Origin of the sequence: Nocardia brasiliensis (assembly GCF_011801125.1) — a bacterium.
Classification (GTDB): Bacteria; Actinomycetota; Actinomycetes; order Mycobacteriales; family Mycobacteriaceae; genus Nocardia; species Nocardia brasiliensis_C.
Genome location: NZ_CP046171.1, coordinates 3,478,648 through 3,499,705, shown reverse-complemented (window position 1 = coordinate 3,499,705; position 21,058 = coordinate 3,478,648). Strand labels below are relative to the sequence as shown.

At 65.2% G+C, this 21,058-nt stretch carries 14 protein-coding genes and 3 rRNA genes; 3 read left to right on the top strand and 14 right to left on the bottom strand.

Annotated features, from left to right (window positions below):
* Nucleotides 1–32 precede the first annotated feature (32 nt).
* Genes F5X71_RS15925 through F5X71_RS15915 form a run of 3 tightly spaced genes read right to left on the bottom strand, consistent with a single transcriptional unit; the run spans nt 33 to nt 2,519 of the window.
* On the bottom strand, nt 33–953 hold the full coding sequence (locus F5X71_RS15925; protein WP_167462671.1) for an aldo/keto reductase: 921 nt from the start codon (nt 951–953) through the stop codon (nt 33–35).
* Complete coding sequence (locus F5X71_RS15920; RefSeq protein WP_203218304.1) at nt 946–1,215, bottom strand: L-rhamnose mutarotase; 270 nt, start codon at nt 1,213–1,215, stop codon at nt 946–948. Before F5X71_RS15920 ends, F5X71_RS15925 begins: the two co-directional genes overlap by 8 nt.
* The gene (locus tag F5X71_RS15915; RefSeq protein ID WP_238815917.1) at nt 1,140–2,519 is read right to left on the bottom strand and encodes an enolase C-terminal domain-like protein; all 1,380 of its coding nucleotides are present in this window, start codon (nt 2,517–2,519) and stop codon (nt 1,140–1,142) included. Before F5X71_RS15915 ends, F5X71_RS15920 begins: the two co-directional genes overlap by 76 nt.
* Before the next feature lie 212 nt (nt 2,520–2,731).
* Here F5X71_RS15915 and F5X71_RS15910 point away from each other — a divergent pair, with 212 nt between their 5' ends.
* Nucleotides 2,732–3,508 (top strand): SDR family NAD(P)-dependent oxidoreductase, encoded by a 777-nt coding sequence (locus tag F5X71_RS15910; protein WP_167462670.1) that lies wholly within the window; start codon nt 2,732–2,734, stop codon nt 3,506–3,508.
* Nucleotides 3,505–4,737 (top strand): alpha-hydroxy acid oxidase, encoded by a 1,233-nt coding sequence (locus F5X71_RS15905; protein ID WP_167462669.1) that lies wholly within the window; start codon nt 3,505–3,507, stop codon nt 4,735–4,737. Before F5X71_RS15910 ends, F5X71_RS15905 begins: the two co-directional genes overlap by 4 nt.
* On the opposite strand, the gene F5X71_RS15900 is transcribed toward F5X71_RS15905, so the two are convergent.
* Both F5X71_RS15900 and F5X71_RS15895 read right to left on the bottom strand, forming a co-directional pair.
* Complete coding sequence (locus F5X71_RS15900; RefSeq protein WP_167462668.1) at nt 4,719–5,801, bottom strand: NAD(P)H-dependent amine dehydrogenase family protein; 1,083 nt, start codon at nt 5,799–5,801, stop codon at nt 4,719–4,721. The genes F5X71_RS15905 and F5X71_RS15900 overlap by 19 nt on opposite strands.
* Before the next feature lies 1 nt (nt 5,802).
* On the bottom strand, nt 5,803–6,594 hold the full coding sequence (locus F5X71_RS15895) for an SDR family oxidoreductase (protein ID WP_167462667.1): 792 nt from the start codon (nt 6,592–6,594) through the stop codon (nt 5,803–5,805).
* Between the two features lie 126 nt (nt 6,595–6,720).
* On the opposite strand from F5X71_RS15895, the gene F5X71_RS15890 reads away from it, so the two are divergent.
* Nucleotides 6,721–7,587 (top strand): helix-turn-helix domain-containing protein, encoded by an 867-nt coding sequence (locus tag F5X71_RS15890; protein WP_167462666.1) that lies wholly within the window; start codon nt 6,721–6,723, stop codon nt 7,585–7,587.
* Nucleotides 7,588–7,871: 284 nt separating this feature from the next.
* Here the strand turns inward: F5X71_RS15890 and F5X71_RS15885 are convergent, their stop codons facing one another.
* The 9 genes from F5X71_RS15885 to F5X71_RS15845 all read right to left on the bottom strand — a co-directional run bounded on the left by F5X71_RS15885 (nt 7,872) and on the right by F5X71_RS15845 (nt 21,018).
* Entirely contained in the window at nt 7,872–8,516 is a 645-nt protein-coding gene (locus tag F5X71_RS15885) for a class I SAM-dependent methyltransferase (RefSeq protein WP_238815916.1), read from the bottom strand.
* Between the two features lie 147 nt (nt 8,517–8,663).
* Nucleotides 8,664–9,833, bottom strand: coding sequence for a hypothetical protein (locus F5X71_RS15880; protein ID WP_238815915.1), 1,170 nt, complete (start codon nt 9,831–9,833; stop codon nt 8,664–8,666).
* Nucleotides 9,834–10,027: 194 nt separating this feature from the next.
* A 5S ribosomal RNA gene (gene rrf, locus F5X71_RS15875) occupies nt 10,028–10,144 on the bottom strand.
* A 131-nt stretch (nt 10,145–10,275) separates the two neighbouring features.
* Nucleotides 10,276–13,408 (bottom strand): 23S ribosomal RNA (locus F5X71_RS15870).
* Between the two features lie 323 nt (nt 13,409–13,731).
* Nucleotides 13,732–15,248: ribosomal RNA gene (locus tag F5X71_RS15865) — 16S ribosomal RNA — on the bottom strand.
* Together the 16S, 23S and 5S rRNA genes form the textbook arrangement of a ribosomal RNA operon.
* Before the next feature lie 565 nt (nt 15,249–15,813).
* Nucleotides 15,814–16,809: a TAXI family TRAP transporter solute-binding subunit gene (locus tag F5X71_RS15860; protein ID WP_167462665.1), complete on the bottom strand. Its 996-nt coding sequence runs from the start codon at nt 16,807–16,809 to the stop codon at nt 15,814–15,816.
* A 151-nt stretch (nt 16,810–16,960) separates the two neighbouring features.
* Nucleotides 16,961–17,956, bottom strand: coding sequence for a TAXI family TRAP transporter solute-binding subunit (locus tag F5X71_RS15855; RefSeq protein ID WP_167462664.1), 996 nt, complete (start codon nt 17,954–17,956; stop codon nt 16,961–16,963).
* A complete protein-coding gene (locus F5X71_RS15850) occupies nt 17,953–19,980 on the bottom strand; it encodes a TRAP transporter permease (protein ID WP_167462663.1) in 2,028 nt (675 codons plus the stop codon). The genes F5X71_RS15855 and F5X71_RS15850 overlap by 4 nt, the downstream gene beginning before the upstream one ends.
* 66 nt (nt 19,981–20,046) lie before the next feature.
* Nucleotides 20,047–21,018 (bottom strand): helix-turn-helix transcriptional regulator, encoded by a 972-nt coding sequence (locus F5X71_RS15845; RefSeq protein WP_167462662.1) that lies wholly within the window; start codon nt 21,016–21,018, stop codon nt 20,047–20,049.
* Between the last annotated feature and the right edge of the window lie 40 nt (nt 21,019–21,058).

Below are 21,058 nucleotides of genomic sequence, written 5' to 3'. Positions count from 1 at the left end.
GCATCCATTCCGCGACGGCCGCGGGCACGCATTCATCCCGGACTCGCCAACTCGTGCCAGAGCGCTCCGGGGACAGGGTGGTTCAGCATCGCGACGGTGTCGGCGACCTGGTCCGGAGTGCTCGCCCCGACCACGGTCCGCGTCACCGCCGGGTGCCTGCGCGGGAACTGCAACGCCGCCGCACGCAGCGGCACTTCGTATTTCGCGCACCGCAGCGCCATCGCGCGAGCCCGTTCGACGATCTCGCCGTCGGCCGGTCGGTAGTCGAACGTAGCCTGCCGTTGCGGATCGGCCAGAATCCCGCTGTTGAGCACCCCGCCGACCAAGACCCGAATGCCACGCCGGTGGCATTCGGGCAGCAGTTCGGCTTCGGCACCACGATCCAGCAGGGTGTAGCGACCGGCGATCAGCACATGGTCGATCGGCGCCACGCGCACGAACCGCAGCGCGAGATCGACGAAGTTGACGCCGATTCCGATGCCGGACACGATGCCCTCGTCCCGCAGCCGGACGAGCTCGGGCACCCCCGCCGACAGCGCCTGCGCCGCATGGTCTTCCGGATCGTGGATGAGCAACAGATCCACCCGATCCAGGCCGAGCCTGGTCAGCGAGTCCTCCAGGGACCTGCGGATGCCCGACGCCGAATAGTCACGTCGCCGCGAACGTTTCGGGGTGCCGTAGAAGCCGTCCGCGCCGTCGACGGCATGCGGGTCGTCGTAGAGCAGCCGACCCGCCTTGGTGGACACCGTGAATTCGGCACGCGGGCGGGTGCGCAGGAACTCGCCGAGCCGTTCCTCGCCGCTGCCCGTGCCGTAATGCGGTGCGGTGTCGAAGGAACGGATGCCCGCGTCCCAGGCGGCGTGCAGGGCGGCGTGCGCCTGCGCCGGCTCGATCGCCCGGTACAGCCCGGCATATCCCGCGCCACCCAGGACGATATCGGTGAGATCAGTCATCGGCACCGCCTGACGAAAGTCGCTGAGCCGTCCGCAGCTCCCACACCACCGGGAGCGCCGCTCCGGCCCCGGCCGCCGAATAGTCGTGCGGTTGAGCCAGGAACTCGCTCATCAACCGCTGCCAGGCGACGTTGACCGGCAGGTCGGCCAGCCGGGCGAGCAGCTCATCGTGTGCGGCGCACTCGATCACGTGGACCAGGTCGGTTCCGCTGCGCCAGATCGTCCACGATGTCGCGCCCGTCGCCTCGATCGCCGCGACCAATTCGGCGCCGCGCGCCAGACGGTCCCGTCCGGGTAGGCGTAGTCACGCAGCGCGGCGGGAAGCATCTCGGCGCTGAACCCCGGTTCGCGGGGTGCGCGGTAGTGCCCGTCCACCACGCGCACCGGATAGCGGAAGTGCTCGTGCAGATGGTCGACGAACTCGATCGCCCGGCCATCGACGCTGCCGGAGACCACGACGTAATCGATCATCGCGAGATGCTGTACCAGCTCGCACAGTCCGACACCGCCGGCGTGCGGCACGACCGGTACCCCGAATTTGGCCGCCAGCAACAGAATTGCCAGATTCTCGTTCACTCCGGCGACCCGGGCGGCATCGATCTGCACGATGTCGACCGCACCGGCCTGCAGCAGTTGTTTGAACAGGATGCGGTTCTGGCCGTGCTCGCCGGTCGAGATCCGCACCGGCGCGACGCGGCGGCGGATCTCGGCGTGGCCGAGGATATCGTCCGGGCTCGTCGGCTCCTCGACCCAGGCCGGGTCGGCCGGGGCGAGGCGAGCGATCCAGTCCACCGCGACATCGACGTCCCAGCGCTGGTTCGCGTCGACGGCCACACCGATCTCGGGCCCGACCGCCGCCCTGGCGATCCGCAACCGGTGCACGTCCTCGTCCACGTCGCGACCCACCTTGATCTTGATGGTGCGAAAGCCGTCGGCCACCGCCTGGCGAGCCAGCCGAGCGAGCTTCTCGTCCGAGTAACCGAGCCAGCCCGGCGAGGTCGTGTAGGCCGGATAACCGGCTTCGAGTAATCGGTCCATCCGCTGCCGCCTGCCCGGCTCCGCCCGGCGCAGCAGTTCCATGGCTTCGGAGGGGGTGAGCGCATCGGTGAGATACCGGAAGTCGATCAGCTCGACGATCTGCTCCGGCGACATCTCGGCGACCAACTGCCACACCGGTTTTCCGGCCAGCTTCGCCACCAGGTCCCACGCGGCGTTGAGCACCGCGCCCACCGCCATGTGCATGACGCCCTTTTCCGGTCCGAGCCAACGCAATTGGGAATCCGCGCTCAGTGCGCGCGCGAATCCTCCGAGGTCCCCGGCGATCTCGGCGACCGAGCGACCGACCACCAGCGGGGCCAGCGATTCGATCGCGACCCGCTGGACATCGTTGCCGCGCCCGATGGTGAACGCGAAGCCGTGGCCCTGTGGTCCGGCCGGGTCGTCGGTGCGCAGCACCACGTAGGCCGCGGAATAGTCGGGATCCGGGTTCATCGCGTCCGAGCCGTCCAGCTCGCGCGAGGTCGGGAACCGGACGTCGAAGGTGTCCAGCGCCGTGAGGTGCGCCATGGGATGATCCTCGTTCCAGATAGTGACCTGGATCACGACTATACATCGGATGTCTACTCACGCAAGGGGGTACGGGCGTCCGTCAATCCTGGTTTATCCGTGGCAATCTGGCGCGTCGGCACGGGATCGGTGTTATGTTCGCCTTGGGTAAACATCGGACCTGTTCGGGGCGGTTACTCGCGCCCTAGGCGAAGCGAAAGCGAGGGGTCGATATGTCGTCGCACAACGAGTTCGACGGACTGGTGGCCGTGGTCACCGGCGGTGCGTCCGGAATCGGAAAGGCGGTCGCCGACACGCTCACGGCGGCGGGCGCGCGCGTCGCGGTGCTCGACCGGGCGCCCGGCGACACGCCGTCCGGCGGCATCAGCCTGCACTGCGATGTCGTAGACGACGCCTCGGTGCGCGCCGCCGTCACGCGCGTGCACGACACCTTCGGCCGCCTCGACATCGTGGTGAACAACGCCGGCATCGGCGCACAGGGCACGATCGAGGACAACAGCGACGACGAATGGCGAAACCTGTTCGAGGTCAACGTGTTCGGCACCGTACGCGTGTCCCGCGCGGCGCTGCCCCAGCTGCGCCGCTCCCCCGCGGCCGCGATCGTGAACACCTGCTCGATCGCGGCGACCACCGGACTGCCCAACCGCGCCGCCTACGGTGCGAGCAAGGGCGCGATCCTCTCGCTCACCCGCGCCATGGCCGCCGATCACGTCGGCGAGGGCATCCGGGTCAACTGCGTCAACCCCGGAACCGTCGACACGCCATGGGTGCAGCGGCTGCTCGCGGCCAGCGCGGACCCCGAGGCCGAGCTAACGGCGCTGCGCGCGCGTCAACCGCACGGGCGGCTGGTCGCAGCCGACGAGGTGGCCGCCGCCGTCGCCTTCCTGGCCGGACCCGCGGCCACGTCGATCACCGGAACCATGCTAGAGGTCGACGCGGGCATGCATTCGCTACGCCTGCGCGCCACGGCCCAGGCTGTCGCGCGATGACCGCGCGCAGGGTGCCACGGCCGAGGGAACTCGCGCCGCTGCTCAGGTTCGAGCGCCCGTTCGGCGGGCGGACACGCAAACTCGCACGCGCACAGACGATCTGGGATCTGCGCGAGCTCGCGCGCAAGCGCACCCCGAAGGTCGCGTTCGACTACACCGACGGCGCCGCCGATGCCGAGATCAGCCTCGATCGCGCGCGAGAGGCGTTCACCGACCTCGAGTTCCGGCCCGCCATCCTGCGCGATGTCAGCGCCGCCGACACCTCGGTCCAGGTGCTCGGCCGTACCGCCGCGCTGCCGTTCGGCATCGCGCCCACCGGTTTCACCAGAATGATGCACACTGCGGGCGAGCAGGCCGGTGCGCGTGCCGCCGAACGGGCGGGTATTCCGTTCACGTTGTCCACCATGGGCACCACCGCCATCGAGGATCTCGCGGCCTGCACCGGGCCCGATGCGCGCAACTGGTTCCAGCTCTACATGTGGACCGATCGGGACCGTTCGCTGGCCCTGGTCGAGCGCGCCGCACGCGCGGGTTTCGACACCCTGGTCGTCACCGTCGACGTGCCGGTGGCGGGCGCCAGATTGCGGGACGTGCGCAACGGAATGACCGTGCCGCCCTCGCTCACCCTGTCCGGCACTATCGACGCGCTACGCCGACCCTGGTGGTGGTGGGATTTCCTCACCACCGAACCCTTGTCCTTCGCCTCGCTCGACCGGTGGTCCGGCACCGTCGCCGAGCTACTCGACTCGATGTTCGACCCCACCGTCGGCTTCGACGACCTCGCCTGGCTCCGGCAGCAGTGGCCGGGGCGCATGCTGGTGAAGGGCGTGCAGACCGTCGACGACGCCAAGCGGGTGGCCGGTCTCGGCGCCGACGGCATCGTGCTCTCCAATCACGGTGGGCGGCAACTCGATCGCGCGCCCGTCCCGCTGCACCTGCTGCCCGCGGTGGCCCGCGCGGTGGGCACGGACGTGGAGATCCATCTCGACACCGGCATCATGCACGGTGCCGACATCGTCGCCGCCCTCGCGCTCGGCGCCCGCTTCACCCTGATCGGCCGCGCCTACCTGTACGGACTCATGGCGGGCGGTGAGCCCGGCGTGGACCGCGCCATCGATATCCTGCGCACCCAGGTGATCCGGACGATGAAGCTCCTGGGTGTGACCAGCACCGAAGAACTCGAACCGGCCCACGTCCGGCTGTTCGAACGCTACCGCTCGCTCGACTGACGCTGCGCCGGCGCCGTGATCAACGGCAGGTCCAGGGCGGTCAGAATGCCCGAAGGCGCCCGCACCACAGCGGGAATGGCGTTGACGATGCGCATCGCGGTGGCCACCAGCGTGGCGTAGTTGTGGTCGCCGTTGCGGCTCGAGGTGACCAGGTCCAGCGCGTAACTCGGTTCACCCGTGAGCTCTACCCGGTAGGAACCCTCGCGGTGCGCGGGCTGCGGCCAGTCCGGGCACAGGTCGGGATGCAGCCGGGTGACGTGCTCTAGCACGGTGACCGGGGTGTCGCCGACCATGCCGCGGACCTCGAAACGCAGTGCGGCAGCGGAACCTTCGGGGATGTGGCCGGTGGCGATATCGAACGCGTGCGGTGCCGGAACACGCTCGTAGGTCTCGGTGACGGCGTCGAGCATGACGCCGATCCCCGCGGCCAGCTGGCGTACCACGCCGCCCCACGCCAGCGACAGCACACCGGGTTGCAACAGCATCGGGATGTCGTCGACAGGTTTGCCGAAACCCATGATGTCGAACATGACCGCACGGTTGTCGTAGCTGGCGTAGTCGACGATCTCGATGCAGCGCAGCTCGTCGACGCGCAGACAGGTGCCCGCGAGCGCCAGCGGCACCAGGTCGTTGGCGAAACCCGGATCGATGCCGTTCACCCAAAGTGTCGAATTCCCTTGTGCCGCCGCATCTTGCACCGGCTTCAGCAGTTCGTCGGGCACGACGCCGTAGGGATATTGGAAGAACACCGGAGCGCACGCGACGACGTTGATGCCAGCGCGCAGTATCCGTTGCAGGTCCTGCACGGCGTCCAGCAGGCGGTTGTCGGTCATCGCACAGTAGACGACACAGTCCGGCCTGGTCGCGAGCAGCGCGTCCGCGTCGGTCGTCGCCCGCACCCCCACCGAATGTTCCAGCCCGGCAAGCGTTCCCGCGTCCACGCCCATCTTCGACGGGCCGGACACCCAGACGCCGGTCAATTCCACGTCGGGATTGGCGAGCACACCGGCCAGCGCGTGCCTGCCGACATTGCCGGTACCCCACTGCACTACGCGATAAGTCATGTCACAGATCCGGTATCGGGAGATGGAGGTTGGGAATGATCAAGCCACCGTCCGGCTCGATGACCTTGCCGGTGAGGTATTTGCCCGCGGGAGACACCAGATACAGCGCGGCCGCCGCGATGTCCTCGGGTTCGCCGATGCGGTGCAGCGGCGTCTTGGTCTCCAGTTCGGTGCGCATCGCGTCGTTGCCCGCGACGATCGCCAGCGCGGAGGTCAGGATCGATCCGGGTGCGATCGCGTTCACTCTGATGCGTGGATTCAGGTCCAGCGCGGCAAGTTTCGTGTAGTGCGCCAACGCCGCCTTGGCCGTGCCGTACGCCGCGAACGCGCGGCCGGGCAGCCTGCCCATCGTCGAGGTGATATTGAGAATCGAACCGCCGTCCGCGGTCGCCAGCATGCGCGGCACCGCGGCGCGCACCAGCGCGTGCGCGTTGGCGACGTTGAACGTGAACGCGTCGACCAAGGCCTGCGGCGTGGTGTCGAGCAGCGGGCACGGCAGCGCGCCACCCACGTTGTTCACCACGATGTCCAGCCTGCCGAAGCGCTGCACCGCCGTCGCGGCCAATCCCGCGGCGGTTTCCGGATCGCTCAAATCCGCGGACACCACGTGCGCCTGACGTCCCACCGCCGCCACCCGCTGCGCCACCTCATCCAACTGGCTCTTGGTGCGGGCCGCGATCACCACGTCCGCGCCGGCCTCCGCGAAAGCCACCGCTATCGCCGCACCCAGGCCGCGGCCCGCGCCCGTCACGATGGCGACCTGCCCATCTATCCGGAACCGATCCAAGATCATTCGCGCTCCATCCGATGCCCGTCGTCGTACCCGCCGAAACAGGCGGTGTCGAATATTCGACGCACGGGTGTTCTAATATTCGACACATCGTAGGGTGCCGACCAGAGCAGAACAAGGGGTTCCGCCATGCCGGATCGATCAGCGTCGCCGCCGACCCGTCGCGTGGTCGACATCGTTTCGCTGCTCACCACCGCGACCGAACCGCTCGGCACCGCCGCGATCGCCGAACGCCTCGGCATCGCCAGAGCCACCGCGACCGCGATCCTCACCGAGCTCGTCGCGGCGGGCTGGGCGCGCCGAGACCCGCAGCGCGGCTTCACCATCGGCCCCGAACTGGCCGGACTGCACACTGCCGCACTGCCTCCGGGCGTCGGCGAAGTACTCGCCGCCCTCGCCGCCCGCACGGGATACGGCGCCACCTTCAGCCGGATCGAACCCGATCGGCTCACCGTGCTCGACGTCCGGCACGGCCACACCCGCGTCGTCCCCGGAATCCCGGTGGGACACCGGATTCCGCTCCAATTCCCGGCCGGCGCCAGCGTCATGCCGTGGCGGCCTGCCGCCGAACAGAACACCTGGCTGCGCGCCGCCACCGGTTCCGATCAGCGCACCGCGAGCGCGCTGCTCAATCTCGTGCGCACCCGCGGCGTAGCTGTCTTCCGTCCGCGCGCCGACGACGCGGGCCTGGTCGACCTGCTCGCCGATCTGCTCGGCGCCGTCGGCACCGAACTGCTGCAACCACGCCTGCGCGCCCGCGTCCTGCGTCAACTCGCCGACCTCACCGCCCGCCCCTACACCCAGGACGAACTCGACTCCCCCGACCCGCTCCCCCTCAGCTACCTCGCCGCCCCCGTCTTCGACCCAGCGGGCACCGCCGCCTACGAAGTCCAACTCGGCCCCCTCCAGTCCGCCACCACGAAACCTCAACGCGACGAATACATCGCCGCCCTGACCGAAGCCGCCCACCACCTCACCACCACCCTCAGCGGCTGAGTCCAGCGCTGCCGAGCGGGCGTACGCAGGTCCACCAGGGTCTTGTCGGTGGCGGCGAGTTCGGCGGCGACGGCGCCGGGGGCCTCGGCAGGTGCTGCTCTGTGCGACGCGGGTGGTCCGGCTAGGTTCTGTCTCGAAGTCCCATCCGGCGCCGCCGCGGTTCAGCTCGTCGCCTGGCCGCGTTGTCGTCGTCACCGAGACAACCCCGGTATCGGCTCCTCCTCCGCCTGGTCAGGCGACGAGCTGAACCTGCGGGGGCATCCGGCCGGACTTCGAGACAGAATCTAGGTGCGGTGGATGGTTGCCAGCCAGGCGGGGGCGCCGGTGGGGTGGAATGTGGTGTGGATTCGGGTGGGGTCGATCGCGGTGATCGTCCAGTTGGGGGTGAAGGCGCTGGTGAGGGCCGCGCGGCTCACGGGATGGGGGCCTATGTCCGGGCCGATGTCACTGAAACACAGGATGTACACCGTCCCGCCGGGCTTGGTCACCGCGGCAAGGCTTGCCGCGTAGCGCACCTGTTCCTCGGGGTCGCAGGTGTGGAACATGCCGCTGTCGAGGACCGTATCGAACGTGAGACCCAGCCGACTCAGGTCGAAGGCGTCGGCCATGACGAACTCGGCCTCGATGGCGCGTTCGGCGGCCTTCGCCCGGGCGGCGGCCAGGGCGGTCTCGGCCACGTCGACGCCGAGCACGGGTAAACCCAGCGCCGCGACGTGAAGCGCGTTCTCCCCGGACCCGCAGCCCGCGTCGAGTACCGCGCCGGTGAATCCACCCGCCGCGGCGATCCGCACGATCGCGGGCTGTGGGCCGCCGATGTCCCAAGGTGCGGGACCGTCGTGGTACGAGGCGTCCCATGGCACGCCGGTCATCCGTTCATGGCTGGTCGGCACGCGACCACCGAAGGGATCCACTGCGCGGCTACCCGACATGGCCCACCTCCTCGAGAACGACGGTGCCGTCTCATCGTGGCACGTCGGCCCGCTCGGGGGACGGATCCCGGCTAGCCTTCAGCCTTCTCGAACGGGGTCGGGGTGCTACCCGTGTGGCACGTCGGCCCGCTCGGGGGACGATCCCGGCTAGCCTTCGACCTTCTCGAACGGGCTCGGGGTGCTACCCGTCCAGCGGTACAGGTGGGCGACGCCGGACTGTTTCGTCGTGCCGTCGGACTTCGTGCTGCTGGAGGTGACGACGTAGTAGCGGCCGTCACCGAGTGCGATCAGGCCGTACGGGGCCGTGAACTTCCAGCCGCGAGTATCCGATCGCGCGTCCTGCAGACCGCCCGGTGCGAGCGCCAGCACCGATCCCTGTGCGGGTTGCGGCTGTCCGACCAGGTCTTGGCGTTGCGGCTGGGCGGCGGCCTCGATCATGAAGAAGGGGTAGTTCGGGAATTGCGGCTTCTTGCCGGGATATACAGCGAGGAACCAGTTTCCGGTGTGCGCATCGAATTCGAGGTTCTGCACACCGTAGGTCGTATTGCCGGTGCGCACGAAGTACTTCCCGTCCGGCGCCTGCGGACCGCTCGTGTGCGGGGCGCGCTGAGTGAGTGGCCGCTCGTACGCGCGCCAGTTCGTCGTGTCGTATTGCAGCAGGACCTGATAGTCGTTGTCGGTGCGATTGTTGTTCGAGTAGATCCCATAGGCAACAGTGAGTTTCGGCACGCCATCGCGACTTCCTAACGCGGGCCCGAATGCCACGCCATCGATGCCGCTGCAGCCATAACGGTGATCCGCGGTCGCGGCGACGTCACCGTCGAACTTGCCGTCGCCGTTCATGTCGGCGGTGTAGTCGGCCACCACTTCGCGCAGGTAGACGGTGCTGACGATGCCCGTGGCCTCCGCGTCCATATCGGTCCGGGTGATCCGGTCGACATCGATGATCGCGATGTAGAACGCGGAAGCCGCCTTGTATTCGAGGGAACCGTAGACGCGACCGTCGCGTTCGTCGAACGCCAGATCGCCGAGATGACCGGTGAAGCCCGTCACCGTACCGACCACCGTGCCGCGCAGATCGGTTTTCACCAGCAGATCGGTGAACGAGAAGTACATGAAACCTTTGCGCGGATCGATCGCGATCCCTTGCACATGACCGGACTTCCATGTCCCGCCCGATATTTCGGCCGGCAGCTCCGAATCCGCGTGTGCCGCGGGCAGTGCGGGCAGCGATACGACGAGCAACACCAGTAACCCGAGACGAAGCAATCTAGCCCACACCGCACAACCTCCATAGCCGGACGACGTCGAGACCACGCACGCTACAGCGGCGAACCAACAGCGAACCGACCACAGGGCGAACAACCGTGTCGGATCCACACCGGTTCTCGGGATCCACACCAGTTCTGAGTCTCCAGAACTGGTGTGGATCCCGGGAAAGGGTGTGGATCCCGGGAAGGGTTGGAACGCAAGAAGACCCCCGACGGTGTCGGGGGTCTTCTGCAATGATGTTCCGGCGGTGTCCTACTCTCCCACACCCTGTCGAGTGCAGTACCATCGGCGCTGGCAGGCTTAGCTTCCGGGTTCGGAATGGGACCGGGCGTTTCCCTGCCGCTATGGCCGCCGTAACTCTATGAAACTATCCACACAACAGCGCTGACACCCACCCACCAAACCCCGAGCGGGGTTCAGTAAGTTCATGCCTGCTGCAGTGCCGTGTGTTGTTTCAGATACTGCACAGTGGACGCGTAGCTTCTTTGTTGGTAAGTCCTCGGCCGATTAGTACCAGTCACCTACACCCGTTACCGGGCTTCCAGTTCTGGCCTATCAACCCCATGGTCTGTGGGGGCCTTAACCACTCGAAGGTGGTGAGAAACCTCATCTTGGAACAGGCTTCCCGCTTAGATGCTTTCAGCGGTTATCCCTTCCGAACGTAGCTAACCAGCGGTGCTCCTGGCGGAACAACTGGCACACCAGAGGTTCGTCCGTCCCGGTCCTCTCGTACTAGGGACAGCCTTCCTCAAGTTTCTGACGCGCGCGGCGGATAGAGACCGAACTGTCTCACGACGTTCTAAACCCAGCTCGCGTGCCGCTTTAATGGGCGAACAGCCCAACCCTTGGGACCTACTCCAGCCCCAGGATGCGACGAGCCGACATCGAGGTGCCAAACCATCCCGTCGATATGGACTCTTGGGGAAGATCAGCCTGTTATCCCCGGGGTACCTTTTATCCGTTGAGCGACACCGCTTCCACTTGCCGGTGCCGGATCACTAGTCCCGACTTTCGTCCCTGCTCGAGCTGTCGCTCTCACAGTCAAGCTCCCTTGTGCACTTGCACTCGACACCTGATTGCCAACCAGGCTGAGGGAACCTTTGGGCGCCTCCGTTACATTTTAGGAGGCAACCGCCCCAGTTAAACTACCCACCAGGCACTGTCCCTGAACCAGATCATGGTCCGAGGTTAGAAGTCCAATACGATCAGAGTGGTATTTCAACGATGACTCCCTCGACACTGGCGTGCCGATTTCACAGTCTCCCACCTATCCTACACAAACCGTACCGAACACCAATACCAAGCTATAGTGAAGGTCCCGGGGTCTTTTCGTCCTGCCGCGCGTAACGAGCATCTTTACTCGTAATGCAATTTCGCCGAGTCTGTGGTTGAGACAGCAGAGAAGTCGTTACGCCATTCGTGCAGGTCGGAACTTACCCGACAAGGAATTTCGCTACCTTAGGATGGTTATAGTTACCACCGCCGTTTACCGGGGCTTAAATTCTCAGCTTCGCAACCGAAGTCGCTAACCGGTCCTCTTAACCTTCCGGCACCGGGCAGGCGTCAGTCCGTATACATCGTCTTACGACTTCGCACGGACCTGTGTTTTTAGTAAACAGTCGCTTCTCTCTGGTCTCTGCGACCCAACCCAGCTCAGGAAGCACGTTCCATCACCAGACCGGGTCCCCCTTCTCCCGAAGTTACGGGGGCATTTTGCCGAGTTCCTTAACCACAGTTCTCTCGATCGCCTTAGTATTCTCTACCTGACCACCTGTGTCGGTTTGGGGTACGGGCCGTGTACCAACTCACTAGAGGCTTTTCTCGGCAGCATAGGATCACTGAATTCGCCTCAATCGGCTACGCATCACCTCTCAGGCCACATGTCTGGCGGATTTGCCTACCAAACGCCCTACAGGCTTACACCAGTACAACCACTGACTGGCCCAGCTACCTTCCTGCGTCACCCCATCGCTTGACTACTACAGCCAGGGTCATATGCAGCCGCTTCCAGTCTCCCGAAGGAGATCCGTCCACATTTGGATACTTAGCACAACTGATTCGCCATTGGGCGCGGATACACGGGTACGGGAATATCAACCCGTTGTCCATCGACTACGCCTGTCGGCCTCGCCTTAGGTCCCGACTCACCCTGGGCGGATTAACCTGGCCCAGGAACCCTTGGTCATTCGGCGGACGAGTTTCTCACTCGTCTTTCGCTACTCATGCCTGCATTCTCACTCGCACAGCCTCCACAACTAGTTCACACTGCTGCTTCCATGGCTGCACGACGCTCCCCTACCCATCCACACCACTGCACCACCCTCCGTAGAGAATGACGGATGTATTGTGTGAATGCCGCGGCTTCGGCGGTGTACTTGAGCCCCGCTACATTGTCGGCGCAGGATCACTTGACCAGTGAGCTATTACGCACTCTTTCAAGGGTGGCTGCTTCTAAGCCAACCTCCTGGTTGTCTTCGCGACCCCACATCCTTTTCCACTTAGTACACGCTTAGGGGCCTTAGCCGGCGATCTGGGCTGTTTCCCTCTCGACTACGAAGCTTATCCCCCGCAGTCTCACTGCCACGCTCTCACACACCGGCATTCGGAGTTTGGCTGATTTCGGTAAGCTTGTAGGCCCCCTAGACCATCCAGTAGCTCTACCTCCGGCGTGAAACACGTGACGCTGCACCTAAATGCATTTCGGGGAGAACCAGCTATCACGGAGTTTGATTGGCCTTTCACCCCTACCCACAGCTCATCCCCTCAGTTTTCAACCTAAGTGGGTTCGGGCCTCCACGACGTCTTACCGTCGCTTCACCCTGGCCATGGGTAGATCACTCCGCTTCGGGTCTAGAACATGCGACTCCAACGCCCTATTCGGACTCGCTTTCGCTACGGCTACCCCACACGGGTTAACCTCGCCACATGCCACTAACTCGCAGGCTCATTCTTCAAAAGGCACGCCATCACCCACAGTGACAAGTCACTCGCAGGCCCTGACGGATTGTAAGCGCACGGTTTCAGGTACTATTTCACTCCCCTCCCGGGGTACTTTTCACCTTTCCCTCACGGTACTAGTCCGCTATCGGTCACCAGGGAGTATTCAGGCTTACCGGGTGGTCCCGGCAGATTCACAGCAGATTTCACGGGCCCGCTGCTACTCGGGTATCTTCCACGCAAGCCGTTGAGTTTTCGTCTACGGGACTCTCACCCTCTACGACAGGCCGTTCCAGACCACTTCGACTAACCCAACGGTTTCTGACTCACGCCCAATCCGGCAGAATTGAGAAGAAAGACCCCACAACACCGTCTAGACAACCCCTGCCGGGTATCACATCTAAACGGTTTAGCCTCATCCGCTTTCGCTCGCCACTACTCACGGAATCACTATTGTTTTCTCTTCCTGTGGGTACTGAGATGTTTCACTTCCCCACGTTCCCTCCACACACCCTATATATTCAGATGCGGGTAACACGACATCACTCGTGCTGGGTTTCCCCATTCGGAAATCCTCGGATCTCAGCTCGGTTGACAGCTCCCCGAGGCTTATCGCAGCCTCCTACGTCCTTCATCGGCTCCTGGTGCCAAGGCATCCACCGTACGCTCTTAAACACTTACTAACAAAGATGCTCGCGTCCACTGTGCAGTTCTCAAACAACACACCCACTCAAACCCTCATCCAAGACCAACAGAACCAAAACCCTGCGGTATCAAGGAGATCCGAGCGGATCGTTATCTTGCCTGGAAAGAACGTCTGTTCTTTCAGGACCCAATAGTGTGTCGGTATATCCACCGCGACCAGGAACACAGTCCCGATCGAGTGCGATGAAACTTGTCAGCGTTCCACCCATGAGCGTCCGCAGTCCCACAGACGGGGACTAAACGGTCTCTGACGCGGTCGAGGACGACTCTTCGAACCGACCAGCGTAGAAGTGCTCCTTAGAAAGGAGGTGATCCAGCCGCACCTTCCGGTACGGCTACCTTGTTACGACTTCGTCCCAATCGCCAATCCCACCTTCGACGGCTCCCTCCACAAGGGTTAGGCCACCGGCTTCGGGTGTTACCGACTTTCATGACGTGACGGGCGGTGTGTACAAGGCCCGGGAACGTATTCACCGCAGCGTTGCTGATCTGCGATTACTAGCGACTCCAACTTCACGGGGTCGAGTTGCAGACCCCGATCCGAACTGAGACCGGCTTTAAGGGATTCGCTCCACCTCACGGTATCGCAGCCCTCTGTACCGGCCATTGTAGCATGTGTGAAGCCCTGGACATAAGGGGCATGATGACTTGACGTCGTCCCCACCTTCCTCCGAGTTGACCCCGGCAGTCTCCTGCGAGTCCCCGGCATAATCCGCTGGCAACACAGGACAAGGGTTGCGCTCGTTGCGGGACTTAACCCAACATCTCACGACACGAGCTGACGACAGCCATGCACCACCTGTACACCGACCACAAGGGGGCCTACATCTCTGCAGGTTTCCGGTGTATGTCAAACCCAGGTAAGGTTCTTCGCGTTGCATCGAATTAATCCACATGCTCCGCCGCTTGTGCGGGCCCCCGTCAATTCCTTTGAGTTTTAGCCTTGCGGCCGTACTCCCCAGGCGGGGTACTTAATGCGTTAGCTACGGCACGGATCCCGTGGAAGGAAACCCACACCTAGTACCCACCGTTTACGGCGTGGACTACCAGGGTATCTAATCCTGTTCGCTACCCACGCTTTCGCTTCTCAGCGTCAGTTACTTCCCAGAGACCCGCCTTCGCCACCGGTGTTCCTCCTGATATCTGCGCATTTCACCGCTACACCAGGAATTCCAGTCTCCCCTGAAGTACTCAAGTCTGCCCGTATCGCCCGCAAGCTTGGGGTTGAGCCCCAAGTTTTCACGGACGACGCGACAAACCGCCTACAAGCTCTTTACGCCCAGTAATTCCGGACAACGCTCGCACCCTACGTATTACCGCGGCTGCTGGCACGTAGTTGGCCGGTGCTTCTTCTACAGGTACCGTCACTCTCGCTTCGTCCCTGTCGAAAGAGGTTTACAACCCGAAGGCCGTCATCCCTCACGCGGCGTCGCTGCATCAGGCTTTCGCCCATTGTGCAATATTCCCCACTGCTGCCTCCCGTAGGAGTCTGGGCCGTGTCTCAGTCCCAGTGTGGCCGGTCACCCTCTCAGGTCGGCTACCCGTCGTCGCCTTGGTGGGCCGTTACCCCGCCAACAAGCTGATAGGCCGCGGGCCCATCTCGCACCGATAAATCTTTCCACCAAACAGCATGCACTGAAAGGTCATATCCGGTATTAGACCCAGTTTCCCAGGCTTATCCCGAAGTGCGAGGCAGATCACCCACGTGTTACTCACCCGTTCGCCGCTCGTGTACCCCGAAGGGCCTTACCGCTCGACTTGCATGTGTTAAGCACGCCGCCAGCGTTCGTCCTGAGCCAGGATCAAACTCTCCGTTGAAGACTCTTGACAACCCCGAAGGGCCAATCAGAAGTATCTAAACTAGAGTCCGAAAACCCAGCAAAACAAAACGCCAGCAAAAGTATTTGCTGACTAAATGTCCAACCTCACCCAGACGGGGGTCCAGAGAGGCCGGAACCAATAAATAATTGGCACTGACATTCATCGACACACTATTGAGTTCTCAAAGAACACACGCACACACCATCTCCCGGGAATCAACCCGCTCGATCAGTGAGGCAACTTATCCAGCTTAGCTCAGCCGCTCCCCCGAATCCAAATCAGGGTCTCGATCAAGCTAGTGTGAGCGTCAGGCGCTCCTCGTCCTACCTCGTTTCCCAGGCCTCTCGCTCAGCCTTTCGGCTCAGCTCCTCGGCTCCGGGTCGGTGTCCGTGTCGCTCTGACTTGAACTAAGTTACGCGGCGGCGAACGCCACGTCAAATCGCCTGCGCAGCCCGAGAATTCGCAGGTCAAGGGGCCTGACATCGGCCAGGCGCCCGAGCGAATCACACGAATGTGACTCAGACCACCGCAAAGTTCTCGAAATCGGGTGTTGGACGGAGCACTAGTTCTCCAGTGCGTGCTCGGCGCCGCGGTGCAGCGGTACCGGGTCCGTCGCGCGGGCGTTGTCGCGGACGATGCCTTTCGCCGCGGAATTCGCCTGTTCCAGCTGGGGCTTGCGCTCGAAAAGGGTCTTGGTGAGTACGCAGGCCACATCGGCGTCGAGGTTGTCGCGGACGAGCAGCACATTCGGCACGACGATCGCGGGCACGTCGTCGGGCAGGCCATAGGTGGCCGCGGGGATGGCGCCCAGCTCGTACGCGGGGCTCAGGACGCGCATGCCGACCAACAGTTCGGCGGTGTCCAGGAAACGGAACTCGCCGCGGTTCGACTTGAACAGCTCGGCGATGCCGGGCGTCGGCAGGCCTCCTATAAAGAACAGCGCGTCCAGCGAACCGTCCTTCATCCCCGCGACCGCCTTGCCGAGGTCCAGTCGATTCACCGCGATATCGCTGTCCGGGTTCAGCCCGCCCGCCCGCAGTATGCGCCGGGCCACCACCTCGGTACCCGACGAGGGCGAACCGGTGGACACCCGCTTGCCGCGGAGTTCGGCGATGCTGGTGATGTCGGAGTCCGCGCGGACGACGACTTCCACATAGCTCGGGTAGAGGCGCGACAGCGCCCGCACCGGTTGTTTGTGACCGTCGAAGGTGCCGATGCCGAGCACCGCGTCCGCCGCGGTGTCGGCCTGCGCGAAGGCGACCTGATACTTACCGGCGGCGAGCTGCTGGATGTTCTGCACCGACGCGGCGGTTTCCGCCGCCGTCGCCTTCACCTTGCCGTTGGTCGCCAGGGAGACCTGATCGGCGAGCGCGTTGCCGAGTGCGGAGAAGACGCCGGTCGCGTTGCCGGTCGCGATGCCGAGTTCGGTCGACTGCCGCACCTGGCAGGTCACCGGGCCACCCGCGTCCGTCGGCACCCCATCGAAACTGTCGCCGCATCCGGCGAGTAAACCCGCCGATAGCGACCCGACCGCGAAAACTACGACCACTCTTCGCATCTCATCCTCTCTCGACGAACGGAGCGACCCTGCTCCGCCGCAGAACGAGACGATAGCAACGCCGGGCGGCACGCACGCAGCTAATGTAAAACACCGCTATCCGAGCGCATTTCGCTCCGCGCAGCTACGCACCGGCGGTGGCCGCGATCCGTTACTTCTTCAGCGCGTACTCGGCGCCGCGGTGCAGCACGACGGGCGCGGTGTTCGCCGCGGTGTCGCCGGAGATGCCCTTCGCCGCGGAGTTCGCCTGCTCCAGCTGGGGTTTGCGATCGAAGAGGGCCTTGGTGAGCACGCAGGCCAGGTCGGCGTCGAGATCATCGCGGACGAGCAGGACATTCGGCACGACAATGGTTTTCGCGTCGGCGGACAGCCCGTAGGTGGCCGCGGGGATGGTGCCCGCCTCGTAGACCGGACTCAGCTCGCGCATCGCGGGCAGCTGCGGGGAGATGTCGAGGAAGCGGACTCTGTCCCTGGCGGAAGTGAAAAGGTCGGTGATGCCCGGGGTGGGCAGGCCACCGGAGAAGAACATGGCGTCGATGGTGCCGTCCTTCATACCGTCGACGGTCTTGGTGAGATCCAGGCGCTGGGCCGAGATGTCGCTGTCCGGGTGCAGACCCGCCGCCTGCAGCACCCGCTGCGCGATCACCTCGGTACCCGATTTGGGCGAACCTGTGGAGACCCGTTTGCCCCGCAGGTCGGCCACGGAATTGATGCCCGCGTCGGCCCGCACCACCACCTGGGTGTAGTTCGGGTACAGCCGCGAAAGCGCCTGCACCGGTTGCTTCTTGCCGTCGAAGCTGCCCGCGCCGGTGACCGCGTCGGCGGCGGTGTCGGCGAGGGAGAACGCGACCTGATAGGTGCCCGCGACCAACTGCTGGATGTTCTGCACGGACGCACCGGTTTCCGCGGCGGTCGCCTTCACCTTGCCGTTGGTGGCCTGGGAGATCTGGTCGGCGAAGGCATTGCCGAGCGCGAAATACACCCCGGTCGCGTTGCCGGTGGCGATGCCGACCCTGGTTTCCTGTTTCACCTCGCAGGTGATCGGAGCGCCCGCGTCCTGGTGCGGCGCGTCGCGGCGCCCGCCACAGCCGGTGAGCAGTCCGGCCGACACCGTGGCGATGGCGAAGACGATTGCGACTCTTCTCATGTCGTTCTCCTTCGAGCGAGCAGAGTGACCCCGACGGCCGCGGTCAGCGCGACCAGTCCGGCGACGAGCGCGCCGGTTTCCAGGTACAGCAGCAGCAGGCCACCGACGGCGGCGAGCACGCGGGCGAGCGGCCCGGCCGGACCGACGCCGAGAATCCAGCCACCGGTGGCGACGGCGAGCGCGGCCACACCAAGACAGGCGACCGCGGTGGTCCAGATGATGCCGAGCACCGGTCCCCGGCCGAGCAGATACTCGCCCGGTTCGGTCAGCACGAACACGATCGGCACCAGGAAGGCAGGCAGCGCGTATTTCAATGCCTGCCACATGGTCGGCACCGTGCGCGCGCCGGTGACCGCCGCCGCGCCGACGGCGGCGAGCGCGGTCGGCGGGGTGACCTCGGACAGCACCGAGAAGTAGAAGACGAACATCGCCGCCGCGGGCGCGGGCACCTCGAGCGCGAGCAGCGCGGGGCCGATGATGACCCAGCCGATGATGAACGACGCGGTCACCGGTACCGCGAGCCCGAGCAGCGCCAGCGCGATCGCCGCGAGCACGACGGTGCAGGCCAGGACCACGGTGTGGTTGTCGGACAACGATTTCGCCAGCCGCACGAGCACCGCGGCCAGTTGGGAGCCGAGCCCGGTCTTGGTGGTGATCGCGGTGATCACGCCCGCGCTGGTACATACCGCGACCACCGGCAGCGCCGCGCGGACACCGCCGCCGATCGCGTGGAACACGTGCCGGGGTGAGCGCGCCAGTGCGCGGGTGCGCGGATCGAAGAAGGCGAGCACGAAGGCGAGCGCCGTGGCGTAGACGACCGCGCGCGTGGCGCTGACGTCCAGCAGCAACAGCACGACGATCGCGATCAGCGACAGGAAGTGATATCCGAAGCGCAGCAGCAGACGCCCTGCGGACACACCGTCGAAGTGCACGGCCGTGGTGCCGAGCCGGCGCGCGTCGATCTCCACGGCGAGCAGGATCCCGAGGTAATAGAGCACAGTCGGGATGAGTGCCCAGCCGAGCACGGTCACATACGACACCTCTAGGTACTCCGCGACGATGAACGCGGCGACACCGAGGGTGGGCGGGGAGAGAATGGCGCCGACCCCGGCCGCGGCGAGCATGCCGCCCGCCTGTTCCGGCGGGTACCCGGCACGCCGCAGGATGGGCCAGGTAACCGCGCCGATGGTCACCGCGGTGGCGGTACCCGACCCCGAGACGGTGCCGAGTAGGAAGCCCGAGGCGACCGCGGTGCGTCCGGCGGCACCGCGCGAGCGCCGGAAGGCCGCCACCGACAGATCGACGAAGAACTGTGCGGCACCGGAGAATTCGAGCACCGCGCCGTACAGCGTGAACAGCACGATATAGGTGGCCGCCACGTCGAGGGGCGTGCCGTAGAACCCGCTGCCGGAGTTGTACAGCGCGTCCACGATCTGGCCGAAGTCCAGCCCGGCGTGCGCGACACTCCAGCCTTGCGGCAGAAAACCGCCGTAGTACCCGTAGGCGAGAAACACCACGCACACCGCGACGAGCACCCACCCGGTGGTGCGCCTGCATGCCTCCAGCACCAGCACGAGCAGCACCGCGCCCATCCCGACATCGACGGGATCGAGCAGGCCCTGCCGGTCGAGGAAGGCGTTGTAGCCGCCGCCACCCGATCCGATCGTCCACGGCAGCACCGGATACAGCGCGACGAAGACGGCGAGCACGGCCAGCGACCAGTCGGCGATTCCGGGACCGCCGTCCCGATCCAGGAAGCGCACGCCGGATCGATACGCGAGGAACACCAGCGGCAAGGTCGCCGCCAGGAAGATCACCAGGTAGTACTGACTCCCCTGCGGCAGCGGCCGGAAGACCTGCCAGAGCACCAGCAGTGCGACCGCGAACGCGGTCACCGCGACCACCCGTTCGGCCCAGCCGGTCAATTCCCGGGCGGGCCGCTCCTCGTCGTCCACCTCCGGCAGCGCCGGCCGTCCTGCTACGGGCGCCTCGGTCTCCACCTCATCGGGGCCCGTCTTCGACATGGCGGAACGATAGCAACGCACGACCGTCCGCATGTCCGAATTGCAAACATGGGAACCAGTCGCCTTTCAATTTGTCGAATTCCCTGCCGCCCGAGCGAGTTTCGCGCTTAGTTCGCTCAGCACGGCGCGCATCTCGGGCGGCTCGAGCACCTCGAATTCGACGTCGAGATGCGCGATGCGCAACGCCGTCCACTCCAGCGAATCGGCGGCGGTACGGATCAGGCAGGTGTGCGCGTCGACCGGCTCGAGCTCGTCGGGCCGGACCCGGAAGGTGTCGGCCAGTTCGGCGACGCCGGCGTGCACCCGCAAGACCACTCGCCGCACCGGGCGCGAGCGCGCCAGCTGCTCGGTGACGAACGCCGCGGCATCGGCTGCAGGCAACGCTCTTGGCGCACAGCGCATTCCGGTCACGAATGGATCATCGACACGATCGACGCGGAAGGTACGCCAGTCTTGCCGATCGACGTCCCAGGCGACCAGATACCAGCGCCGGCCCGCCGAGACGAGGCTGCGCGGTTCGACGAATCGCTTGCTCTCGGTGTCGCCCTTGTCCCGATACCGGAAGCGGATCCGTTCCCCGTCGCGCGCGGCACCGGCCAGGACGACCAGCGTCTCCGGGTCCACCCGCGCTCCGGCGGCCGGGCCACCGAGCGAGACGGTGGCGGTGTCGATCGCGTCGACGCGGCCGCGCAGCCGCGCGGGCAGCACCTGCTGGAGTTTCACCAGGGCGCGTGCGGCCGATTCCTCGATGCCCGCGACCGCCCCCTGGGCCGCACCGCGCAGGCCGAGGGTGATGGCGACGGCCTCGTCGTCGTCGAGCAGCAGGGGTGGCAGCGCGGTGCCCGCCCGCAGCCGGTAGCCACCGATCGCGCCGAGACTGGCGTGCACCGGATAACCCAGCTCACGCAGCCGTTCGATGTCGCGGCGCACCGTGCGCACGGTGACGCCGAGGCGCTCGGCCAGCTCGGGGCCGCTCCATTCGCGGCGGGTCTGCAGCAACGACAGCAGCTGGAGTAGTCGTGCGGCGGTTTCGGTCATAGGTCGAGTATCGCCCGTAATGAGGACAATAGCTGTCCGC